Genomic DNA, 21,027 nt, shown 5'->3' on the forward strand with positions numbered 1-21,027 from the left:
GGAGAGGCGGGGGCCATGGCACGCGGAACTGCCGAGCTGGGGCGGGGAATCGAGAACGCCGTCGGGTGGACCATCAGGAACCTCGACGGGGTCGTCGCCCTGGGCGCGGCCCTGATCATCGGCCTCCTGGACGTCTTCGACCAGCAAATCGACGACAACGTCACCTCGGGGGCCACCCTCCTGGTCCTGGCCGCCCTCGTCTTCGGCACGCTGACCGAACGGCGGCGCCGCGTCGTCGACATCCGCACCGCCATGACCGGGACGCGGCACGCCCTCGAAGACCTCACCATGGTCCGCTCCCTGTCCGGCGCCGAGCTCGAACAGGCCCTGGACAGGGCGCGGCAGAACACCGACCGCTGGGTGTTCAAGGGCGGCACCGGCACCTATCTGCGGGCGGTGACCCTGCCCTTCTGCGTCCAGGAGGCGCAGCGCCAGCGCCGCTCGCTCACCATGAAGATAGACATCGTCAACCCGGCCGACGAACAGGCGTGCGCGGCCTACGCGCGCTTCCGCCAGACCTTCGCCCACCGGCTGCACGTCACCCCTCCCGAGGCCTGGAGCGCCGAGCGGACCCGCAAGGAGTCGTTCGCCACGGTGCTGGCCGCCTGCTGGTACCAACAGAGGCTGGACACCCTGGAGATCGACGTCTATCTGTCGTCGGTGGTGCCCACCCTCCGCTTCGACCTGTCCAACTCGTGCCTGATCATCACCCAGGACGACCCCCAGCGCGTCAACCTGCTGGTGGAACGGGACCGGCCGCTGTACGACTACTACGTCACCGAGCTCCACCAGAGCCGGGAACAGGCCCACCCCCTCGAACTGAGCCGCACCGAACCGCTGAGCGAGGAGCCGACGGTCGACGAGGTCCTCCGGCTCTTCGAAGGACTCGCCCTGCCGCTCCCGGCGGCCTTCACCGACCGGGACGTCGGCGACATCATCGACAAGGCCCTGCACGCGGAGAATCCCTACCGGAGGTGAACCCCCGAGTGCGCAGCCCCGTGGACTACGGACTGATCGAACGAGCCATGGCCGAAGCCGGGGCCGGGGCCGGGGGCGGCGCGGTCACCGCGCTGTTCGAAGCGGCCGCCTCGGCCCTCGAGGAGATCGCCTCCGGGCGGCGCCGGCTGCGCGCCGTCCGCCACCCGCTGGGCTTCCTGTGCCTTCCCGTGCAGCGCGAGGAGGACCGAGGCGTCTGTGTGCACGTCTTCGACGCCGAGGCGCCGGGCCGGGCGGCGGGGCTGACCACCTCGCGGGTGCACGCGCACAGCTGGGATCTGGCCAGCTGTGTGCTGTACGGGCGGGTGGGCAATCTACGGGTCCGGGTGCGCGACCGGCCGCACGAGCCCACCCACCGCGTGTACGAAGTGCGCAGCGACGCCTCGGCCGTGGACGTGCTCCTGCCGACGCCGCGCCTGGTGCGGTGCGAGCCGGGACCGGAGGAGACCAGCGTCGGCGGCGAGACCTACACCCTGCCCGCGGGCGACTTCCACGCCACCGTCGTGCCGCCCGGCACGGCCGCCGCCACCCTGCTGCTGGGGCGTACCCTGCCCGGGCGCTGCGACCTGAGCCTGGGACCGGTGCATGGCGCCCCGCACCGGGTGGTACGACAGACTTGCGATGCGGCGCAGACCGCGCGGACGGCTCGTACTGTCCTCAGGAGGATCGATGGACGCCCTTCCCCGTGACGGTGCACCGCGGGATCCGGTCCCCCCGGGGCGGTACGCGGCCGAGAGCGCGGTGGCGGTCGGCGCCGCCCGCGCCGCGGGCGCGCTGGTGCGCTCGCGCTTCCACGACGACTACGGCGTGCGGGCCAAGGGCGGGCGCGGCGACGTCGTCACCGATCTCGACCTGCTGGCCGAGCGTCTGATCGTGGAGCGCGTGCGGGAGCACTTCCCGCACGACCGGATCCTCGCCGAGGAGGCGGGCGCGGTCCCCGGCCCACGGGCGGGCGCGCCGCACCGCACCTGGCTGGTGGACCCGCTCGACGGCAGCAACAACGTCGTCATCGGGCTGCCGGCCTACGTCGTCGGGATCGCCCTGTGCGTCGACGGGCGGCCCGTGGTCGGCGTCGTGCACGACCCGGTGACCGACCGGACCTGGACCGCGACGGCGGGCGGCGGCGCGTACGGGCCGGGCGGCCGGCTGAGCGGCCCGTCCCGGGCGCCGTCCGCCGCCGGGCCGCTGCTCGCCTGGACCCAGGGGCACACGGTCGCCCGCCGGGACGCCGTGCTGCGCGAGTTGAAGGAGACGCTGGACGTACGGTGCCGGCGGCTGCTGCAGCTGTGGGCGCCCCTGCTGGCGTGGGCGATGCTGGCCCGTGGCGACATCGACGGCTTCGTCGGCTACCGCGCCGAGGGCATCGATCTGCCCGCGGGCGTGCTGCTGGCGGCCGAGGCGGGCCTGGAGGTCCGGTCCCTGGACGGCGGCCCCTTCCTCGGCAGCGTCGACGGGCCCGAGGCCGACCGCAGCTTCGTCGCCGGCCGCCCGCAGGACATCCCCTACCTCCTCGACCTGGTCGCGCACCGGGCCGGGCGCGGGCCGAGGAGCGCGCTCAACGGACACCCCTGACCGTGCCCCCCTCCGCGGCCCTCAGGCGGTGGCGGCGAGCGCCGCGACGGACGCGAGCAGGGCCCCGGCCGCCAGCACCGCGCCCGTGCCCATGAACCGCTTCAGCGACACCCGCACCCCTTGGGCGTGACAGCGCTCGAACCACAGGAGTGTGGCCAGGGACGCCCAGGGCGTCACCACCGGGCCCACGTTGGTGCCGATGAGCAGGGCCAGCAGCTGCCGGTGGTTGTCCTCCGGCACCGCCGACTCCCCGGCCAGATAGACCGGCAGGTTGTTGAGCACGTTCGACAGGCCCCCGCCGACCCCCGCGGCCCGGAACATCCCCAGCAGGCCGCCGTCCGGGCCCACCGCCGAGGACAGCAGCTCGTGCAGGCCGTTGACGTTCACCGTCTCCACCACCAGGAACAGCCCCGGCACCAGCACCAGCAGCCGCCAGGGCACCAGGGACAGCCGCAGCACCGACCTGCGGCGCACCGCGAAGGCCGCGACGACCAGGACCATGGCCGCCGCCGACGCCGTCCACAGGGGAACGGCGTCGACCAGGATGGCCAGCAGGAAGCCCGCGCAGGCGACGGCGCACACACGGAACAGCACCCGGTCCGCGGGGCGGTGGAGCGACGGCGGAACGTAATCGTCCGCGCCCCGTTCGCGGCGGCGCCAGTAGAACAGCCACAGACAGCCCATCGTCACGGCGACGGAGGCCAGCTGGGCCGCCCACATCTTCCCCGCCAGGCCCAGGGGGGAGAGCGCGACGCGGTCCGCCGCCAGCAGGTTCGTCAGATTCGACACCGGCAGCAGCAGACTCGCCGTGTTGGCCAGCCACACCGTCGTCATCGCCAGCGGCACCGCGGCGATCCCCACCCGCGACGCCAGCGCCAGCATCACCGGCGTCAGCAGCACCGCCGTCGTATCGAGATTGAGCGTGATCGTCGTGGCCGAGGCGAACACCACGCACAACACGAACAGTCGCGCGTAACTCCCGCCCCCGGCGCGGGCCACCCCCGACGCCACCACGTCGAACACCTCGGCGCGGCTGGTGAGTTCCGCCAGCACGATCACCGTGCCCAGGAACGCCAGCAGCGGTGCGATCCGCACCATCGCGTCCCCGGCCGGAGCGGTGGGCAGCAGCCCCGTGGCGAGGAACAACAGACCGCAGGCCAGCACCCCTGCGGCGAGCCAGTCCAGAACATGCAGACGTCGTAAGGCGCGCACGGGCAAGAGCATCGCACACCATTCGCACGAATACAGTGACTGCGCGTGAGGCGGTTCCTAGGATGGGGACCATGGTCGTTCGCCAGGAACTCGACGCACAGCACCGGCCGTTGGACTTCTTCATCAGCTACTCACCGGCCGACGAGCGATGGGCGTCGTGGATCGCCTGGACGCTGGAGGAAGCCGGCTACCGCACCGTCATCCAGGCCTGGGACTTCGTCCCCGGCACGAACTTCGTCGACTTCATGGACCGCGGAGTCAGCGAATCCGCCGCCGTCATCGCCGTTCTTTCCCGCAACTACGAACGCTCCCGCTACGGACGGATGGAGTGGCAGGCCGCACTGCGCGCCGATCCCGACGCCCCCGAACGCCGGCTGATCACCGTCCGCGTCGAGGACATCCCGGTCGAAGGACTGCTCGCCACGATCACCTACGTCGACCTCGTCGGCATCCAGGACACCGCCGCCGCCCGCGACCTGCTCCTGACCCGCGTCGGCCACGCGCTCGACGGCAGGGCCCGCCCCACCCGGGGCCCGGGATTCCCCGGCTTCCCCCACTCCGCCGGCCACCCCGGCGACCCCGTGCGCAGCGTCCCGCACCCGCCCGCCCGGCAGCCCGGCAGCCCCGGCTGGGCCGGACGCCGCCGCCCCGCCGCACCGCCCGACTACCCCCAGGCCGCCGAGGGCCACCACACCAGGGAAGCCGTCAGCGTCCTCCACCTGGCCGGGCCCAGCTTCGGCAGAGGCGCCGACCCCGCCGAACTCCAGGCCGCCATCTGGGGCGACCTCGTCGAACTCACCGACGCCGGCGCACCCGCACCCGACCTCCTCGTCGTCACCGGAGACCTCACCGCCTCCGGCAGCCCGCGCGAGTGCGACCAGGCGCTGACCTTCCTGACCGGCCTGCGCTCCCGCCTCGGCCTCGCCGCCGACCGCCTCGCCGTCGTACCCGGCGGCCAGGACGTCAGCCAGGCCGCCTGCCGCGCCTACTTCAACAACTGCGAAGCCGACGAGATGCAGCCCCGGCCGCCCTACTGGCCCAAGTGGCGCCACTACGCCCGGCTGTTCCAGGAGCTCTACCAAGGGCTGGACGTCGTCTTCGACGGCGACCAGCCCTGGAGCCTGTTCCCCGTCCCCGCCCTGCGCACGGTCGTCGCCGGCCTCAACTCCTCGATGGCCTACAGCCACCGCCCCGACGACCAGTACGGCATGGTCGGACCCGAACAGGCCGCCTGGTTCGCCCAGGCACTGCGCTCCTACGAACGGGAGGGCTGGCTGCGCCTGGGCGCCCTGCGCCACCCCCTCGACACCCGCCGCCCGCTCGGCGGCGAACCCGGCCCCGACCAGGGCCCCGCCCCCGCCGAGCGGACCAGACGCCCCGCCGGCCCCGGCCGCACCCTCGGCTACGACCCGGGCCGCGGCACGTCCGGCGCCCCCGGCGCCGGACGCCGCACCGGCACCGCCCCGTTACGCGACACCGACGTCCTGGCCCGGCTCACCGCACCCCGACTCAACCTGCTGCTGCACGGCCCCACCGCCGAACCACGGGCCGCAGCGGACCGGCCCACGGCCTTCGCCCTGCCGCTGGCCACCCGGGAACTGCCCGTCCTCGGCGCCGCGGCCCCCGGCCTGCACCAGCTGCTCCACCTCACCCGCGACGGGCTCACCCACTGGCCGCAGAGCCCCGAGGGCACACCGCGCCGGTACGCCCTCGCCTGGCCCGGCACCCACCGCGCCTTCGGCCCGCCCCAGCCGCCCCCGCCCGCCCCGGGCACCGAGGACCCCGCCACCGCCCCCGGCGCCCCCGACCCCCTCGACGCGTCCGGCCGCACCGGCACGCCCGCGACCGACCCCGCCGGCCCCGGCGCGGAGGCCCGCGCCGTCCAGGGCCCCCTCGACGCCCTCATCGCCCGCGTCGCCGAGGTCTGCCGCATCCGCCACGACGGCGTCCACCTGCGCCGCATCCCCGGCGACCCGCCCGGCCTGCTCATCACCTGGACCGAGGCCGGCTTCGTACGCCAGCAACGCGTCGGCGTGTGCTCCGGCACCCCCGGCGCGGAGGACATCGACCACTTCATCGAGCGCGTCCACGCCTCCGACACCGAACCCGACGCCGAACTCGTCCACGACGGCCCGCCGCCCGCCCGCGCCCTGCGCGAGCACGCCCGCCGCCGGGGCGTCCTCGTGCGCAGCTTCACCGAATTCCAGGGCCTGCTCGACCTGCGCGGCTACGTCGCCGCCCAGACCGAACGCCTGAGCACCGACCCCCAGTACCAGCCCGGCCTCTACCTCCCCCAGCGCTACCGCGAGCTGGAGCGCCCCGGAGGCGTGGAGCGCGACGGCCTCGTCGACGACGTCCTGCGCCTCCTCGACGCCGACCACGGCCGCTTCCTGCTGCTCCTGGGCGACTTCGGGCACGGCAAGACCTTCGCGCTGCGCGAGCTGGCCCGCCGCCTGCCCGCGGAACTCCCCCACCTCGTGCCCCTGCTGATCCAGCTCAGCTCCCTCGACAAGGCCCACACCCTCGACGGACTCGTCGCCGCCCACCTCGCCGGCCACGGCGTCGACACCATCGACCTGCGCGCCTTCCGCTACATGCTCCGGCAGGGCCGGATCGTCCTGCTCTTCGACGGATTCGACGAACTGGTCAACCAGGTCAGCTACGACCGCGCCGCCGACCATCTCCAGGTCCTGCTCGACGCCGCCGTCGACAGCGCCAAGATCGTCGTCAGCAGCCGCACCCAGCACTTCCGCTCCCAGGCCCAGGTGCTGACCGCCCTCGGCGAACGCGTCGGGCTGCTCCCGCAGCGCCGGGTCCTCGCCGTCCAGGAGTTCACGCCGCAGCAGATCCGCTCGTACCTGGTCAACCGCTACGGCGACGAACACGCCGCGGACCGCCGGGTCCGCCTGCTGGAAGGCATCCCGGACCTGCTCGCCCTGTGCCGCAACCCCCGCCTGCTCAGCTTCGTCGCGGACCTCGACCACGACCGGCTGCGCGCCGTCGCCGGCGCCGGCCGCGCCCTGAGCCCCGCCGGACTGTACGAGGAGGTCTTCTCCTCCTGGCTGCGGTTCGAGGAGCGGCGCGGCCAGGGCGGCCCCGGCAGCACCCCCGGACTGAGCCTGGACCAGCTGTGGCGGGCCGTCACCATCCTCGCCCTGCGCCTGTGGGAGAGCGGCGAGAGCGCCCTGCGGCTCGACGAGCTCAACGACGTCGCCGACGCGCTGAACGAGCTGGTGGACACCCGGCTCTCCGTGCCGCAGACCGCGCACGCGGTCGGCTCCGGCAGCCTGCTGGTGCGCACCGACGACGGCCTCTTCCGGTTCATCCACGGATCCGTGGCCGAATGGCTGGTGGCCCGCGAGGCCGGGGCCCGCCTGGACCGCGGCGACCAGGGCGAGGCCGACCTGCTGGCCCGCCGCCCCCTGAGCCAGCTGGCCGTCGAGTTCCTGTGCGACCTCGCCGACCACCGCACCTGTCAGCAGTGGGCGGAGCGGGCCCTGGCGGGCGAGGGCGCGGACGCGGGCGGCGCGCGCGACGGCGGCGAGATCGCCCGCGCCAACGCGGTGAAGATCCTCAGCCGGCTCAGGGTGCCCGCCCACACGGACCTGCGCGGCGCCGTCCTGGCCGGCGAGGACCTCTCCTACCGCGACTTCTCCGGCGTCGACCTGACCCGCGCCGACCTCACCGACGCCGGCCTCGTCGGAGCCGACTTCTCCGGCGCCGTCCTGCGCGACGCCCGCCTGGCCGGCGCCCGCCTGGACAACGCCGACCTCAGCGGCGCCGACCTGCGGGGCGCCGACCTGCGCCGGGCCCGCCTGGTCCGCACCGACCTGCGCGGCGCCCAGGTCACCGGCAGCAGCTGGCACCGCTCGGCCCTCATCAACGCGGTGGCCGACCCGGCCACCCTGGACACCCCCGAGCTGCGCGCCGCGGCCGTAGCCCCCGGCCTGTCCGCCGAAGCAGGCTTCCGCCCCTCCGCGGTCGGCGTCCCCTACGGCTTCGACATGCGCACGAGCCGGCTGCCGGAACCGGTCTCCTACAGCCCCGCCGGCGAACTCCTCGCGCTCGGCAGCGAGGACGGCGGCGTCCTGGTCTGCGACGCCGCCACCGGCACGGCCCTGCGCACCCTGCAGGGCCACATGGGCCGCGTCTACGCCGTGAAGTTCCGCGGCGGGGTCCTCGCCACGGGCGGGGCCGACGGCACCGTACGGCTGTGGGACCCCGTCTCCGGAGCCTGCCGCCACCGCCTGGAGGTGCACCCCGAGGGCGTGTGGCCGGTCTCCCTCGACGCCTCCGGCACCCGCCTGGCCACCGGCGACGCCGACGGCACCGTCACCCTGTGGGACGTCGCCGACGGCACGGTCGCCCACCGCCTGCCCGGCCACCGGGCGCCCGTCTACACCGCGGTGTTCAGCCCCGACGGCACGCTCCTGGCCACCGGCGACGCCGTCGCCGCCGTACGGCTGTGGGACACCCGTACGGGCCGGCTCCTCGGCGAGCTCGAGGGCCACCGGGGAGCGGTCTACCGCGCCCGCTTCAGCCCGGACGGGACCCTGCTGGCCACCGGCGACATGGGCGAGGACGACCGGGGCGCCGTCCGGATCTGGGACGTCGCCGGGCGGCGGCTGCGCCACACGTGCACCGGCCACCCGGGCCGCGTCTACACCCTGGACTTCCACCCCGGCGGCGCCCTGCTCGCCAGCGGCGACACCGAGGGCCGCGTCCTGCTGTGGGACCCGCTCACCGGAGAGCCGGCCGCAGCGCCCCTGACCGGCGGCGGAGCCGTGTACCAAGTGGTGTTCGACCCCGAGGGCGGCATGCTGGCGGCGGGCGGCAGCGACGGGTCGGTGCGGCTCTGGCGGATCTCCCAGAGCGCGCCGCCGGCCTCCGCCCCCGCCGCCGTGAGCTGGTCGGCCGTGCCCCTGCGCCAGCAGCCCGCGGACCACCAGGGGTCCGTCTGGGCCTGCCGGTTCCGGCCCCGCGGCGGCATCGGCGCCCCCGAGTCCGGCCCGCTGCTGGTGTCGGCGGGCAACGACGGGTCGGTGCGGCTGTGGGACACCACCACCGGCCGCGGCAGACGCATCCTGCGCGGTCACGGACGCAAGGTCGTCAGCCTCGCCTTCAGCGCGGACGGCGCGCAGCTGGCGGCGTGCGGCAACGACGGCGCCGTCCGGCTGTGGGAGCCCGCCACCGGCCGCCGCGTACGCGAGCTCACCGGTCACAACGACCGCCTGGTCTCCGCCGTGTTCGCCCCCGGCGGGCCCCTGCTGGCCACGTCGAGCAGCGACGGCGACGTCTATGTGTGGAACGCCGCCAGCGGCGAGTACCAGCGGGAGATCGACGCCGAGACCGACCACGTGTGGGCCGAGGCCTTCAGCGCCGACGGGCAGATCCTCGCCACCGCCAACGACGACGACACCGTACGGCTGTGGTACCGCAGCACGGGGGCGCACGTCACCACCCTCGCCAAGCACCGCGGCCGGGTGCGGTCCCTGTCGTTCACGGCGGACGGCGGCGGCCTGGCCACCGGCTGCGACGACAAGTCCGTACGCCTGTGGGACCTCGCCGACAGCCGTCTGGTCGCCGAACTCGAAGGCCATGCCGACCGGGTGTACGCCGTCGTCCACGGCCCCGGCGACGCCTGGCTGGCCAGCGCCTCCTGGGACGGCCAGGCCATCGTCTGGCAGGACGGCGGGCCCCGGCACCGCCTGCGCGGCCACACGGGCCGGCTGTGGGCCGCCGCGGCCCACCCCGTCCGTCCCCTGCTGGCCACCGCGGGCGACGACCGGACCATCGGCCTGTGGGACCCGCTGAGCGGCGGCCGGACGGGCCTCCTGACCGGCCACACCGGCCGGATCCTCGCCCTCGCCTTCAGCCCGGACGGCTCCCTGCTCGCCAGCGGCGGCGAGGACGGCACCGTCCGCCTGTGGACGGTGCCGCCCGAGGGCCCGCCGACCGAGCGCGCCACCCTGATCGGCGTCCCCGGCGGCTGGGCGGCCCTGACGCCCTCGGGCGGCTACAAATTCGACGGCGACATCGCGGGCGAGTTCTGGCACGTCGTGGGCATGTGCCGGTTCGAGCCCGGCGAACTCGACGACCACGTACCGGGTGTGAGGAGGCTGGCGCTGGACGACACCCTCTGAGGGCCGAGCGCTCATCCGTGCGGGTGATAAATGGCTGCGCGGCCACAGTGAACGGCGACGGCCGCGCTCCCGGGGCGCGACGATGCCGGGGGGCCGGGGCCGTACGCAGGGTCCCGGTACTGCCCGTCCCATCCGTGGAGGTGTCCGTGTACGCAACCGAGCTGGCAGCCAAAGCGCTCGAACCTACCGCCGAAGAGGAGCGCCTGGCCGAGGACTACGTCACCGTCCTCGGCTCTCTCTCCGCCATGGAGCAGGCCTTGCGCGAAGGCGCCTGGCACCGCCTGCGCGACGAAGTCGACCAGCTCATGAGCGCCGCCGAGGACATGTGGGCCGGCCTCCCGGCCCCCGAGGAGGACGGGGAGAGCACCGCGGACGAGCCGGACAGCGACAAGATCCGGCAATTGGTCGCCGTCTACGCTCAGCCCTACGCGGTCGGCCGCGCCCTGTACCCGACCACCGTCATCGAGGACGCTCAGGTCCGGGCCGCGGTGGAGGAGGAGAACGCGGCGGCCGGCTGACCCCGCGGCGCGCCCGGCCGCGGGGCCCGGCCCCGCGGTCGGCCCCCTCACCGGTCAGGCCTCGGCGAGTCTGCCGACGGGCGTGGCGTGGTCGGAGGCGTAGCGGGGGGCTTCGCGCATCCAGTCGAAGTGTCCGCCCACCCAGGTGTGCAGGCACTGCGCCAGGGAGAGCGTGGCCTCACGAGGGCACAGCGGCGTGCCCGGCACCGGCAGGCGGATGGCCCGCCGCTGCTGGGGGCCGGGTCCACCGAGCGCGCGGTCGTGGGTGTCGAAGTCCAGGGCGTCGCACAGGCCGGGCAGGCGCGCCCGCAGATGGTGGAACTCCGCGGCCCGCCGGACCACTTCGGCGCTGACCTGGCCGATGGCCTGCCGCTCGGAGAGCCCGTGGTGATCGCGCAGGATGATGACGGCGTTGTAGGTGTCGCCGACCGCGTCCTCCTTGTCGTGGGAGACCAGGTCGTTGCCGAGCACGGTCAGATCGCAGGCCAGGGTCTGCAGGCGCCGGATGTCGGACTGCCGGTACACGCCCGCGGGAACCTCGAAGCCGCCGGAGACCTCGTACATGTCCAGGACGGGCGTCAGCCCGATGGAGGCCCGGCGGATGCGCAGGTAGGAGCCGATGGAGGCGGGTGTGGTGCCCCGGTGCCGGTCGACGGCCTCGGCGAGGTTGGCCCACAGGTAGTCCATCCAGTGCCCGGCCGCCCGGTGGCGCCACTGCCATGACATCCGGGCGCTGCTGTCGGCCCACAGGTCGGCCAGCATGGCCACCGCCGGAATGGACCGGTCGTGCAGGCCGGGCGGGATGTCCGGATCCAGGATGTCCGCCATGCGCTGGATGAAGGGGGCGGCCTGGGCGGGGGCGTCGAAGAAGAGCTCTTCGACAAGGTTGTCGAAGTAGAAGAAGAAGCACATCTGGTCGACGGCGAGGTCGTACCCGCTGCCCCGTGCGTCGGGGGCGGTGTAGCCGACCAGCTTGCCGGGTTCGGCGGCGCGTATCCGCTGCCAGCGGACCGGGTCGTCGGTCACCCGGTACCGGTCTCCCCATCGGAGTTCCCGGGCGTACGCCCGGCCGATGTCTGGGTTGACCGCATGCGGGAAGTCGACGGGAATGATCACATCTTGGGGCATGGCCACCTCCTGGGCCCGCGGCCCTCCTGGTGGGAGTCACGGCAACGCTGCGATGCAAGGCATTCCCCTCCCGGTGATCGTGACGGTGCGCTGTCACAATGTGCCGTGCACCGGCGGGGTGGCAACGGGTGCATCCGGCGATGATCGAGGCGCCCGGCAGACGCGTGCGCGCCGGGCAGGGGAGACGGTTCGGCGCGCGGCGCGAGCGGGCACGGAGACGGCCGGACCGCTCGGCTCCCGAGGCGGCCGGTCCGGGGACCGGCCGCCGGTCCGGGCCCCGAACGGTCTCGATCCGGCGCCGTACTGGATCACAGCTCTCCGCTCCCCCTGCCCACAGAGCCCGCACGTCGTACCGGAGCGCGAGGGGACTTCCTCGGTCCTGCTCCCGCCCCGGTCCTGGCAAGGTGTGTGCCCGTTCCATAAAGGAACTAAAGCGAACCCGGTACGGCCGAAGGTGTATTGGAGTGAGGGGCGCACTCCGTCCCGGCTGCATAGTCGTCCGCCCTAGTCCACGCGCCCCTGAGCGCGCAGGTCAGAGCGCGACTCCGAAACCCCTGTGCGAGGGGTGAACCGTCCGGGGAGCGCGGCGGGTTCGGCGCCCGGTACGGTGATCGGCGTCCGGGGGAATAGCGCCGCGGGATGCCCCCGCCGACCCGAGGGGCGGGAGGCCGCAGCGGCCGGGGAGACGAAGGTGGACATGGCGAACACACAAACGCAGGATCCGGCACGCATGGACGACGGTCCCCGAAGCGGCCGCCCGCCGCGGCACGTCGCCGTCATCGGGGGCAGCCTCGCGGGACTTCTCGCCGCGCACGTGCTCGGCTCCCACGCCGACACTGTGACCGTCATCGAACGCGACCGCTATCCCGAGGGCCCCGACCACCGTGCCGGCCTGCCCCAGGACCGGCACACCCATGTGATGCTGGAGAGCGGCCAGCGCGCCCTCGAGGCGCTGCTGCCGGGCATCGGGGCGGAGATGCTCGCGCACGGATCACCACGGGTGGGCATGCCGAGCGACATCGTGCAGTGGCAGGCGGGCCGCTGGTTCCGCCGCACCGGGGCCACCGCGCACATCCTCACCGCCTCCCGGCCGCTGACCGACCATCTCGTACGGCGCCGTGTGCTGGCCGGCCCCCGCGTCCGGACGCTGCAGGGCACCGAGGTGACCGGGCTCCTCGGGGACGCCACCCGGGTACGGGGCGTCCGGCTGCGCGAGCGCGGGGCAGCGGCGTCGCGCCGGGAGGAGCGCGTCCTGGAGGCCGACCTCGTCCTGGACGCCACGGGCCGGTCGTCCCGCGCCGGCGCCTGGCTGACCGCCATCGGGGCCGAACCGCCGCGGGAGGAGAGCCTCGAGACCGGCCTCGCCTACGCGACGCGGTTCTACCGCACCCGCGACGACGCCGGGGACGCGCCGTTCCAGGGCGTCTACATCGTGCCGAACCCCACCCAGCCGCGCGGCGGCATCATGCTGCCCATGGAGGGCGGCCGCTGGTCCGTCATCCTCTCCGGCCTGCGCGGTTCCGAGCCGCCCACCGACGAGGCCGGGTTCATGGACTTCGCCACCGGCCTTCCCCACCCCGTGCTCCACGACTGGCTGCAAAAGGCCGAACCGGTCTCCGCCATCCACGGCTTCCGCAAGACCGGCAACCTGCGCCGCCGCTACGACCTGCCGGGCCGCCGCCCGGCGGGATTCCTCGCCACGGGCGAGGCCCTGTGCGCCTTCAACCCCGTCTACGGCCAGGGCATGTCCGTCGCCGCGCTCAGTGCCGTGGCTCTGCGGGACGCCCTGGAGGACACCCGCCGCACGCCCACGACGCGCCGCGTGCAGCACGCCCTGTTCGCCGCGGCCCGGCAGGCCTGGGACATCTCGGCGGGGGCGGACAAGAACATGCCCGGGGCCATGGGCAACGTCCTGCGGCCCCGGGCCGTCGACCGGCCCGCCGACTGGTACCTGCAGCGCGTCCAGGAGCGCGCCAGCGGCGACCCCGTCGTCGGCAGGGCGTTCCGGGCCGTACTCAACCTGACCGCCCCGGCCGTCTCCCTGTTCAAGCCGTCCGTCGCCAGGGCCGTCCTCTTCGGCCCGGATCCCCAGGGCCTGACGGAACCGCCGATGCGGCCGGAGGCGGCCGCGCTCTGACGGTCCGTCGCCGCGGTCAGCGCACGGAGGCGAGGTAGGCGTCGGCCACGGCGGGGTCCAGCAGCCACTCGCCCTGGGAGGGGTCGGCGTAGACCGCGGCGAAGCGGCGGGCGACCTGCTCGTTCTCCGCCGCGGCGGCCAGCACGCGCTGGAGGTGTCCGGGCAGCGGCCCCAGCATCGCGGCGGAGAAGGCGGCGGCGTGCCGGGCGTGCTGCCAGAACGCCTCGAACGTCTCGTGCATCCACGGCGCGTCGAAGGGCGCGTCGCCGCGCTCGTCGATGGCGCGCAGGTAGACGGCCGCGCAGCGGGCGGCGTTGTTGGCGCCCTGCCCGGTGACCGGGTCGTTGAGGACGAGCGCGTCCGCCATCCCCAGGACCTCGCCACCGCCCTCGAGGCGGGCGACGGGGTGGCGGACGACGGGCGTCACGGCACCGTAGAGCGTGCAGGTCTTGTCGGTCGGTTCCGCTTCCGCGCACAGCGCGTGCTCCCAGGGCGCGTACTCCCGCAGCAGACGCAGCGAGCGTTCCAGGTGGTCGTGGGGCGCCGGGCGGTCCTGCCAGCAGTCGAAGGGGCCGCCCGGCACGGCTTCCCACAGCAGGATGGTGCAGGTCCCGCTCGTCGTCAGGGCCGGCTGCAGGAACGCCTCGCCCACGCCGGGCACGATCACGATGCGGGTGTGCAGCTCCGCAGGCGCCGGCGGCGCCTGCACGCCGTGCAGATAGACGCACGACAGGGCGCGCTGAGGGCGGTCGAACGCCGAACGGGCCTCGTCGCGGGGGAAGATGCCGGACAGCTCGCCGCGCCCGGCGGCGACGATCGTCAGCTCGTGGCGGTCCGCCAGCCGGCGCAGCCCGGCCCGGTCCACGGTGCCGTACTCGACGCGGCCGCCCCGCTCCTGGAACAACTCCAGCCAGCCGGCCACCTTCACCCGCTGGTCGACCGACTGCGCGGCCTGGTCGAGCCATCCGGTGAAGGCGAGCGCCGCCTCACCCGGCGGATCGATCACCGTGGCCCGGACCGCCCGCACCGACGGCGTCTGTCGCTCCCACAGATGCAGCCCCGCCTCCCGCTCGATCTGCAGCGCGGGCCCGAACATGGCCTGAGTCGACAGCACATGTCCGCCGCGGATCTCCTGCACCGTACGGTCCGACACGAGCGTGACCTCGTGTCCGTGGTCCCGTAACCCCAGCGCGAGCTGTAACCCCGCCTGTCCCGCTCCCACGATGGCGATCCGCCGCATGCGGCCCCCTCACTCCTCGGCCCCGACCCAGGGCGCCCGGCCGGGCGCCGCGCCGTTCCATCGTGCTACAGGGCCCGGCGACCGGACAGAGGGACTCCTGTGCCGGGAGCGGTCCGTCGCGCGCCGGAAAATTCCGTGGCGCCCGTCCACGGGCGACTGTTACGTTCCCGGCAGAACTACCGGTCCTCCTTTGGGCGCCCATGCCCTGAAAGCGGTGATTATGCCCCGGCCCGCGCCGAGCGCGCCTCGACGTATCGCGGACCTTCCTCCCCGCTGCCCTTGAGGAACGCTCGGCCGTCTCCTGCTGCCATCACGACCTTCCAGCAAGGAGCACACCCCGGGTGTCCAGCCATCACACCGCTCGCCCGAGCGGACCCAGTCCCTTCCTGAAGACCGACACCTTCACCTGCGTCAGGTGCGGTCTGACCGTCTCCACCCTCGCCGCCGACGGCAGCCGCCGCAACCACTGCCCGTCGTGCCTGCACTCCCAGCACGTCCACGACCACGTCGAGGGCGGGCCGTCCGCGTGCCGCTCCCGCATGACACCGATCGCCATCGCCGTGCTGCGCAACGGCGACTGGATGATCATTCACCGCTGTGTGCGCTGCGACGAGCTCACGTCGAACCCGGTCTGCACGGACGACAACCAGCTCATCCTCATGCGCATGGCCGTCCGGCCGCTGGCCCAACCGCCGTTCCCGCTCGAAGCGTTCGGCGACCTCTGAACGGGCCGACGGAAGGAGAGGCGACATGCCACGACGCAAGAACACCGCGGGGCGGGCGGCGCGGCGACGTCCACAGCGGCACAAGGACGTCCTGCACGCACGCGGCGGTCACCGGGCCGACGTCTTCCGGTGCGCCGGCTGCCGGCTGGACGTGCCCCTGACCGCTCCCGGCACCGCCCACCGCAACCACTGCCCGACCTGTCTGACCAGCCTCCACGTCGACCGCCGCGTTCCGGGGGACCGCGCGGCCTCCTGCCGCGGGCGCATGGAGGCGCTGAGCCTGTCGGTACGCCCGGACGGCGAATGGCTGATCATCCATCAGTGCCTGTCGTGCGGTGAGCTCAGCGCCAACCGCATCGCCGGGGACGACAACGCCCTCGCCCTGATGCGCCTGGCGCTCAGACCGCTGCGGGACACCGCCGTCCCCAGCCGGGCGCTGCTCACGCTGTAGCGATTCCCGTGCCCTCCGGCCGCCCGCGCGGCCGGAGGGCACGGGTGCGTCGTCGGCTCAGCCCATCCAGATGGTGGTCCTGGCCACCACCCGGGCCTTCTTGGGCTGGTCGGGGTTGCCGTAGCGCACCTCGACCCGGGGGTGCGACCTGATGAAGTCGCGGTCGGCGATGACGACCTGGCGCGGGTCCCTGACCGTGCGGGTGGCGATGTCGGTGTCGAGGAACCAGCCGAACTCCTTGGTGGCCGGGGCGTAGAGGAAGAACCTCCCGCCCGAGTACGTCCGCGAGACCCTCTCCTCGTCGAGTACCAGCGCCCAGTAGGCCACGCGGTGGCCCGCCGGGTACATGAACCGCTTCTCGGCCTTGAGCCCTTCCAGGTCTATCCCCTCGAAGGGGTTCTCCTCGGCGGCGGTCGCCGCGGCTGAGGCGGCCTGGGCCGGGGTGGCCGGGGCGGTGGCGGCCTGGGCGCCCTGGGCGGCCGTCAGGCTCAGCGTCACGGCGGCAAGGGCCAGGCCGGCGGCGCGGAACGCGGTACGAGCGGACATGTGTGGTCGTCTCCAGTTCACGGGGTGCGCGAAAGCGGCCCACATCGCGTGTGTGACCGCGCTGCTACGGCAAGTGATCTTGGCGCGGGCCCGTGCCGCCCGCAATGCGGCGCGGAGGAATCCGGCCATGCCGGCCGGCTCAGGGGGCGATGGCGACGCGCAGGAAACGCGGCCGGTAGATGCTCGCGCGACGGATGACGTCGTCCGGCACGAGGCTGTTCACGTTGTAGGAGATGACCAGTTCCCCTCGGCGCTCCAGCTCCGGGTGCTCGTGCGGGTTGTACGCGAAGACGTTCGGGTTGCGGTACGTGCCGTGCGGCCCGGCCTCCGGCGCCGTGTACACCGTCCGCGGCCGGGTGAAGGGCCCGTACGGGGTACGGGACCAGGCAAGCTGCAGCTCCGCGCTGAACGGCCGGTCCGCGCGCTGGGAGAGCAGGGCGTACCACTTGCCGTGCCGCACCACGCTGAGCTCGTCCGAGGTCCGCAGCGCCGGGCCGCCGGGCCCGGCCAGCCGGGCCGAGTCCGCCTCGCGCGGCGACCAGGTGCCCCGCGCGGTCCGGTACCGCCAGGGCCGCCGCAGGTCGCCGCCGGCGACGCGGGCGAGACGGAGGAAACTGCCGCCGGAGGGGGCCTGTTCGGTGCCGTAGACGTACGTGAAGCCGCCCTGCCGCTCCAGCCACGCGCCCCACGCCGTACGGGCCGAGGACGGCAGCGGGGTGAGCGAGAGCGGCCGGCCCAGCCGCCCGCCGCGGAACCTGGCCAGGACGTTCCCGCGCCAGGCCAGGTCCAGGGGGCCGGGCCCGGTGCGCACGTAGCGCGCGTACACGACCGCCACGCCGTCGCGGCCGTCCGGGACGCCGGCCCGCGCCCAGTACCAGCCGTCCCGGCCGGCACCGGAGACGACCGACGCGGGGCGGCCCGACCGGTCCCGCCCGGTGACGGTGCGCGGGCCGTGCCCGGTCCACAGCACGAAACTGTTGTTGACGAACGGCGTCGTGCCGCCCTCGCCGGTGACGGGGGAGCGGGAGCCGTCGGGCCGTACCGTGCCGAGGAAGGTGTCCGAGAAGATCCACAGCTCACCGGCGGGCGTCCGCACGGAATACGTGCTGTCCCCACCCGTCCAGTGCCGTGGCGAGCGGGCCCGCTCGGCATAGACGCCGAAGGCCCCGTCCAGCGCCGTCGCGGGACGCACCCCCACCACGCGCGGCGGCCCCGCGCCCACCGACGCCGACGCCCCGGGCGAGACGAACACACAGACCACGGCCGCCGCGGCCGCGAGCGCGCGCCACCCTCGTCGATATCTCTTCACGACAACGGACAACGAGCCGCGCAGGGCAACAGTTGCTCACCTTTGGTACGAACCGGTCACCAACGGCTGCCCGGAACAAAGCCGTTGCCCGAGCCGTTGACCGGGCCGGGAACCCCATCCCCACCGGGCCCGGCACGGGCAGAGGGCAGGAGGACATGTGACCAGCGCGGTCGAGCACAGCTTCGTCGAGGTGAACGGGGTCAGGCTGCACATCGCCGAGCAGGGGCGGGGACCACTGGTCCTGCTGCTGCACGGCTTCCCGGAATGCTGGTACTCCTGGCGGCACCAGTTCGCGCCGCTGGCCGCGGCCGGCTACCGCGTGGTGGCCCCCGACCAGCGAGGCTACGCCCGCAGCGGCCAGCCCGCCGACATCGACGCCTACAGCATGCTGCACCTCACCGGCGACGTGATCGGGCTCATTCACGCCCTCGGCGAGGACAGCGCGGTCGTCGTCGGCCACGACTGGGGAGCACCGGTCGCCTGGTCGACGGCCATGCTGCGCCCCGACGTCGTACGCGGCGTCGTCGGCCTGAGCGTCCCGCCGCTCCCACGCGGCCCGGTCGCCCCCCTGGTGGCCCTGGGCAGTCTGCTCGGCGACGGCTTCTACCAGATCTACTTCCAGGAGCCCGGCGTCGCCGATGCCCAGCTGGCGCAGGACCCGGCGGCGACGTTCCGCAGCCTGCTGGCCGGCGCCTCGGGCGACAGCCCCCAGACCGACCCGCCGCGCCCCTGGGTCATCCCTGAGGGCGCCACCCTCCTGGACACCATGCAAGAACCCGGGGAACTCCCCGCCTGGCTCACCGAGGACGACATCCAGACCTTCGTCCGCGAATACGCCGAACACGGCGACCGCGCCTTCACCGGCGGCCTGAACTGGTACCGCAACCTCGACCGCAACTGGGAACTGCTGGCCGCCTTCCACGACCGCGGCATCGACGTCCCCGCCCTCTACATGGCGGGCGACCGCGACCTGGTCCGCTCCTTCCCCGGCATGGACGACCTGCTGGGCTCCCTGCACCGGACGACCCCGAAGCTCCACGACAACGTCACCCTGCCCGGCTGCGGCCACTGGACCCAGCAGGAGCGCCCGGACGAGGTCAACGCGGCGCTGCTGGACTTCCTGGCGCAGCTGCCGGCGGCCAAGGGCTGACCGGGCCGGTGCCGGACGGCGGGACCCTGCCCTCACGGGGGCGGGTCCCGCCGCGTTCGACCGGGTGTCCGTGCCCGCCGCCCGTACCACCGGCGGTGCGCCCCGGCGGGCGCTGTGGGTGGCCGGTGAATCTTCCTGCTCGTTGGTGCACGGCCGCATCCTGTTTCCGCCCCATTACGCCATGCTGAGCTGAGCGTTCTCGTGCGCGACACGCTGTGCGTCCACGCTGTGGCGACAGCCCGCGACACGACACCGAGAGGGCAGGGGAGAAAAGTGGTGAAGATCAGACGTATGCGCTGGTCGGCGCTGACTGCCGGCCTGGTCATGCTGACGCTCGTCTCGCCCACCACGGGCACGCAGGCGCGGGCGGTCGCCCAACCGGCCGCACAGCGCCTGCCGTTGGGGGACGCCGGTCTCCCGGAGACGCGCTCGACCACGCAGGTCGCCCCGGGGGTGACCTGGACCAGGATCAAGCGGGGGCGTACCGACGCGCGCAACCGCTGGACCATCGAAGTCGCGCTGCTGCGGGAAGAGGCCCCGGCACGTGAGCTGGCCGCGCGGCTGGCCGCGGCGGGGTTCCCGCCCACTGTGAGCAGGGTCGACGAACGCCCGCAGGACCTGCCCTCGAACGCGCCGTGGGGCTGGCGCGTGCGGGTGGGGTCGCTCGCCGATCAGGAGGCGGCGGCCAAGCTGGTGAAGGACTTGAGGGCGGCGGGGTTCCGGCCCGCGCGCACCTACTTCACCGGGGAGGACATGACGTCGCGCTCCGGGCCCTGGGTGGTCGACGTGCTGCGCGTGGCCGCCGGTCAGCGGCAGAGGGTCGAGGCGCGGCAGTCGCTGGACCGGGTGCCCGGCGGTGAGACCCTCGCCGACATGGTCCGGCGCACGGGCGGCATCGCGGGCGTCAACGGCAGCTACGGGTCCGACGAGGAGGACGGCACCTTCGGGGACGTCGCCGGGCTCTCGGTCGTCGACGGCCAGTTGCTCAGCGAGGCGGTGCAGGGGCGCAGTGCGCTGGTCCTGCCCTCTGAGGCGCGCGTACGGCCCTCGGTCCAGCAGCTCACCACCGCCTTGCGGGTGCGTTCCGCCGACGGCGCGCAGCGCGAGGTCGACGGGCTGAACCGGGCCCCCGGCAAGATCCGCTCCTGCGGTGGCACCGGCGGGGACCGGCCGACCGAACGCCCCCGGCACGACTCCCTGTGCACCGACGACTCCGAGATCATCCAGTACACCGGCTTCTTCAAGGGGTCGGTCCACGCCGGGGCCGGCGTCGTGGCGGTCCTCGGCCGCGACGGCAAGGTGCTCGAGGTCCGGGAGGGCCGGGGCGGCACCGTGCCGGCCGACGCCACGGTGCTCGCCGGGACCGGCGACGGCGCCCAGTGGCTGCGCGACCACGCCCGGCAGGGCGCGGTGCTGACGGTGTCCAGCGCCGCCCTGGACCGGCAGCGCCGGCCGCTGACGGCCGTGGCGGGGCGTGGTGTGGACGCCGTCTCGGGCGGGCCGCAGCTGCTGCGCGACGGCCGCATCGTCGTGCCCGCGGATGCCGAGGGCTTCAACTACCCGGAGGATCCGGGCTTCTACGACTACTTCGCCACCCACCGGCACCCGCGCACCCTCGCCGGCATCGCCGCCGACGGCTCGCTGCTGTTCGTCACCATCGACGGCCGCCGCCCCGGTTACAGCTCGGGGGTGTCGTTCAAGGAGAGCGCGGCCGTCATGAGCGCCCTCGGCGCGGTGGACGCCCTCAACCTCGACGGGGGCGGCTCCACGACGATGGTCATCGGCGGCCGTGTCGTCAACCGGCCCTCGGACAGCACCGGGCCCCGGCTGATGGCCAACGCACTGATCATCCGCTGACGTCGTGCAGGCCGGCCCGGCAGCCGGTGCCGGGCCGGCGGGG

General features: G+C 74.1%; 15 protein-coding genes. 10 read left to right on the forward strand and 5 right to left on the reverse strand.

Annotation, left to right across the window (positions count from 1 at the left end):
* Window positions 1-15: 15 nt before the first annotated feature.
* The 3 genes from ACIGXW_RS03730 to ACIGXW_RS03740 are packed head-to-tail and all read left to right on the forward strand — an operon-like array spanning window position 16 to window position 2,568.
* Window positions 16-978: a hypothetical protein gene (locus tag ACIGXW_RS03730; protein WP_071966336.1), complete on the forward strand. Its 963-nt coding sequence runs from the start codon at window positions 16-18 to the stop codon at window positions 976-978.
* Between the two features lie 8 nt (window positions 979-986).
* Window positions 987-1,685: a hypothetical protein gene (locus ACIGXW_RS03735; protein WP_399569412.1), complete on the forward strand. Its 699-nt coding sequence runs from the start codon at window positions 987-989 to the stop codon at window positions 1,683-1,685.
* Window positions 1,666-2,568, forward strand: a complete 903-nt coding sequence (locus tag ACIGXW_RS03740) for an inositol monophosphatase family protein (protein WP_399569414.1) — start codon at window positions 1,666-1,668, stop codon at window positions 2,566-2,568. Before ACIGXW_RS03735 ends, ACIGXW_RS03740 begins: the two co-directional genes overlap by 20 nt.
* Before the next feature lie 21 nt (window positions 2,569-2,589).
* On the opposite strand, the gene ACIGXW_RS03745 is transcribed toward ACIGXW_RS03740, so the two are convergent.
* Window positions 2,590-3,780: an SLC13 family permease gene (locus ACIGXW_RS03745; protein ID WP_399569417.1), complete on the reverse strand. Its 1,191-nt coding sequence runs from the start codon at window positions 3,778-3,780 to the stop codon at window positions 2,590-2,592.
* 71 nt (window positions 3,781-3,851) lie between these two features.
* Here ACIGXW_RS03745 and ACIGXW_RS03750 point away from each other — a divergent pair, with 71 nt between their 5' ends.
* On the forward strand, window positions 3,852-9,923 hold the full coding sequence (locus tag ACIGXW_RS03750; protein WP_399569419.1) for a TIR domain-containing protein: 6,072 nt from the start codon (window positions 3,852-3,854) through the stop codon (window positions 9,921-9,923).
* A gap of 146 nt (window positions 9,924-10,069) precedes the next feature.
* Window positions 10,070-10,441 carry a hypothetical protein gene (locus ACIGXW_RS03755; RefSeq protein WP_071966339.1) on the forward strand — a complete coding sequence of 124 codons (372 nt, stop codon included), beginning with the start codon at window positions 10,070-10,072 and terminating at the stop codon, window positions 10,439-10,441.
* Between the two features lie 54 nt (window positions 10,442-10,495).
* Here the strand turns inward: ACIGXW_RS03755 and ACIGXW_RS03760 are convergent, their stop codons facing one another.
* Window positions 10,496-11,569 carry a terpene synthase family protein gene (locus tag ACIGXW_RS03760; protein WP_143170467.1) on the reverse strand — a complete coding sequence of 358 codons (1,074 nt, stop codon included), beginning with the start codon at window positions 11,567-11,569 and terminating at the stop codon, window positions 10,496-10,498.
* Between the two features lie 730 nt (window positions 11,570-12,299).
* Here ACIGXW_RS03760 and ACIGXW_RS03765 point away from each other — a divergent pair.
* Window positions 12,300-13,706 carry an NAD(P)/FAD-dependent oxidoreductase gene (locus ACIGXW_RS03765; protein WP_399569421.1) on the forward strand — a complete coding sequence of 469 codons (1,407 nt, stop codon included), beginning with the start codon at window positions 12,300-12,302 and terminating at the stop codon, window positions 13,704-13,706.
* Between the two features lie 16 nt (window positions 13,707-13,722).
* Here ACIGXW_RS03765 and ACIGXW_RS03770 read toward each other — a convergent pair whose 3' ends face one another.
* Window positions 13,723-14,946, reverse strand: coding sequence for a styrene monooxygenase/indole monooxygenase family protein (locus ACIGXW_RS03770; protein ID WP_399569424.1), 1,224 nt, complete (start codon window positions 14,944-14,946; stop codon window positions 13,723-13,725).
* Window positions 14,947-15,287: 341 nt separating this feature from the next.
* On the opposite strand from ACIGXW_RS03770, the gene ACIGXW_RS03775 reads away from it, so the two are divergent.
* Together ACIGXW_RS03775 and ACIGXW_RS03780 are read left to right on the forward strand one after the other, a co-directional pair.
* The gene (locus ACIGXW_RS03775; protein ID WP_399569427.1) at window positions 15,288-15,671 is read left to right on the forward strand and encodes an RNHCP domain-containing protein; all 384 of its coding nucleotides are present in this window, start codon (window positions 15,288-15,290) and stop codon (window positions 15,669-15,671) included.
* Between the two features lie 25 nt (window positions 15,672-15,696).
* Window positions 15,697-16,122 carry an RNHCP domain-containing protein gene (locus ACIGXW_RS03780; protein ID WP_071966344.1) on the forward strand — a complete coding sequence of 142 codons (426 nt, stop codon included), beginning with the start codon at window positions 15,697-15,699 and terminating at the stop codon, window positions 16,120-16,122.
* 57 nt (window positions 16,123-16,179) lie between these two features.
* Here the strand turns inward: ACIGXW_RS03780 and ACIGXW_RS03785 are convergent, their stop codons facing one another.
* The gene (locus tag ACIGXW_RS03785; protein WP_399569429.1) at window positions 16,180-16,668 is read right to left on the reverse strand and encodes a hypothetical protein; all 489 of its coding nucleotides are present in this window, start codon (window positions 16,666-16,668) and stop codon (window positions 16,180-16,182) included.
* Between the two features lie 139 nt (window positions 16,669-16,807).
* On the reverse strand, window positions 16,808-17,977 hold the full coding sequence (locus ACIGXW_RS03790) for a hypothetical protein (protein ID WP_399569432.1): 1,170 nt from the start codon (window positions 17,975-17,977) through the stop codon (window positions 16,808-16,810).
* Window positions 17,978-18,134: 157 nt separating this feature from the next.
* On the opposite strand from ACIGXW_RS03790, the gene ACIGXW_RS03795 reads away from it, so the two are divergent.
* Window positions 18,135-19,127, forward strand: coding sequence for an alpha/beta fold hydrolase (locus tag ACIGXW_RS03795; protein ID WP_399569434.1), 993 nt, complete (start codon window positions 18,135-18,137; stop codon window positions 19,125-19,127).
* Between the two features lie 276 nt (window positions 19,128-19,403).
* The gene (locus ACIGXW_RS03800) at window positions 19,404-20,984 is read left to right on the forward strand and encodes a phosphodiester glycosidase family protein (RefSeq protein ID WP_399569437.1); all 1,581 of its coding nucleotides are present in this window, start codon (window positions 19,404-19,406) and stop codon (window positions 20,982-20,984) included.
* Window positions 20,985-21,027: the final 43 nt, after the last annotated feature.

It is taken from the genome of Streptomyces sp. NPDC053079 (assembly GCF_044546695.1).
Classification (GTDB): Bacteria; Actinomycetota; Actinomycetes; order Streptomycetales; family Streptomycetaceae; genus Streptomyces.

Bases quoted from the DNA above. Each gene is read 5' to 3' on its own strand.
- ACIGXW_RS03730 (WP_071966336.1), top strand. From the start codon at position 16: ATGGCACGCGGAACTGCCGAGCTGGGGCGGGGAATCGAGAACGCCGTC.
- ACIGXW_RS03740 (WP_399569414.1), top strand. From the start codon at position 1,666: ATGGACGCCCTTCCCCGTGACGGTGCACCGCGGGATCCGGTCCCCCCG.
- ACIGXW_RS03750 (WP_399569419.1), top strand. From the start codon at position 3,852: ATGGTCGTTCGCCAGGAACTCGACGCACAGCACCGGCCGTTGGACTTC.
- ACIGXW_RS03760 (WP_143170467.1), bottom strand. From the start codon at position 11,569: ATGCCCCAAGATGTGATCATTCCCGTCGACTTCCCGCATGCGGTCAAC.
- ACIGXW_RS03765 (WP_399569421.1), top strand. From the start codon at position 12,300: ATGGACGACGGTCCCCGAAGCGGCCGCCCGCCGCGGCACGTCGCCGTC.
- ACIGXW_RS03770 (WP_399569424.1), bottom strand. From the start codon at position 14,946: ATGCGGCGGATCGCCATCGTGGGAGCGGGACAGGCGGGGTTACAGCTC.
- ACIGXW_RS03780 (WP_071966344.1), top strand. From the start codon at position 15,697: ATGCCACGACGCAAGAACACCGCGGGGCGGGCGGCGCGGCGACGTCCA.
- ACIGXW_RS03785 (WP_399569429.1), bottom strand. From the start codon at position 16,668: ATGTCCGCTCGTACCGCGTTCCGCGCCGCCGGCCTGGCCCTTGCCGCC.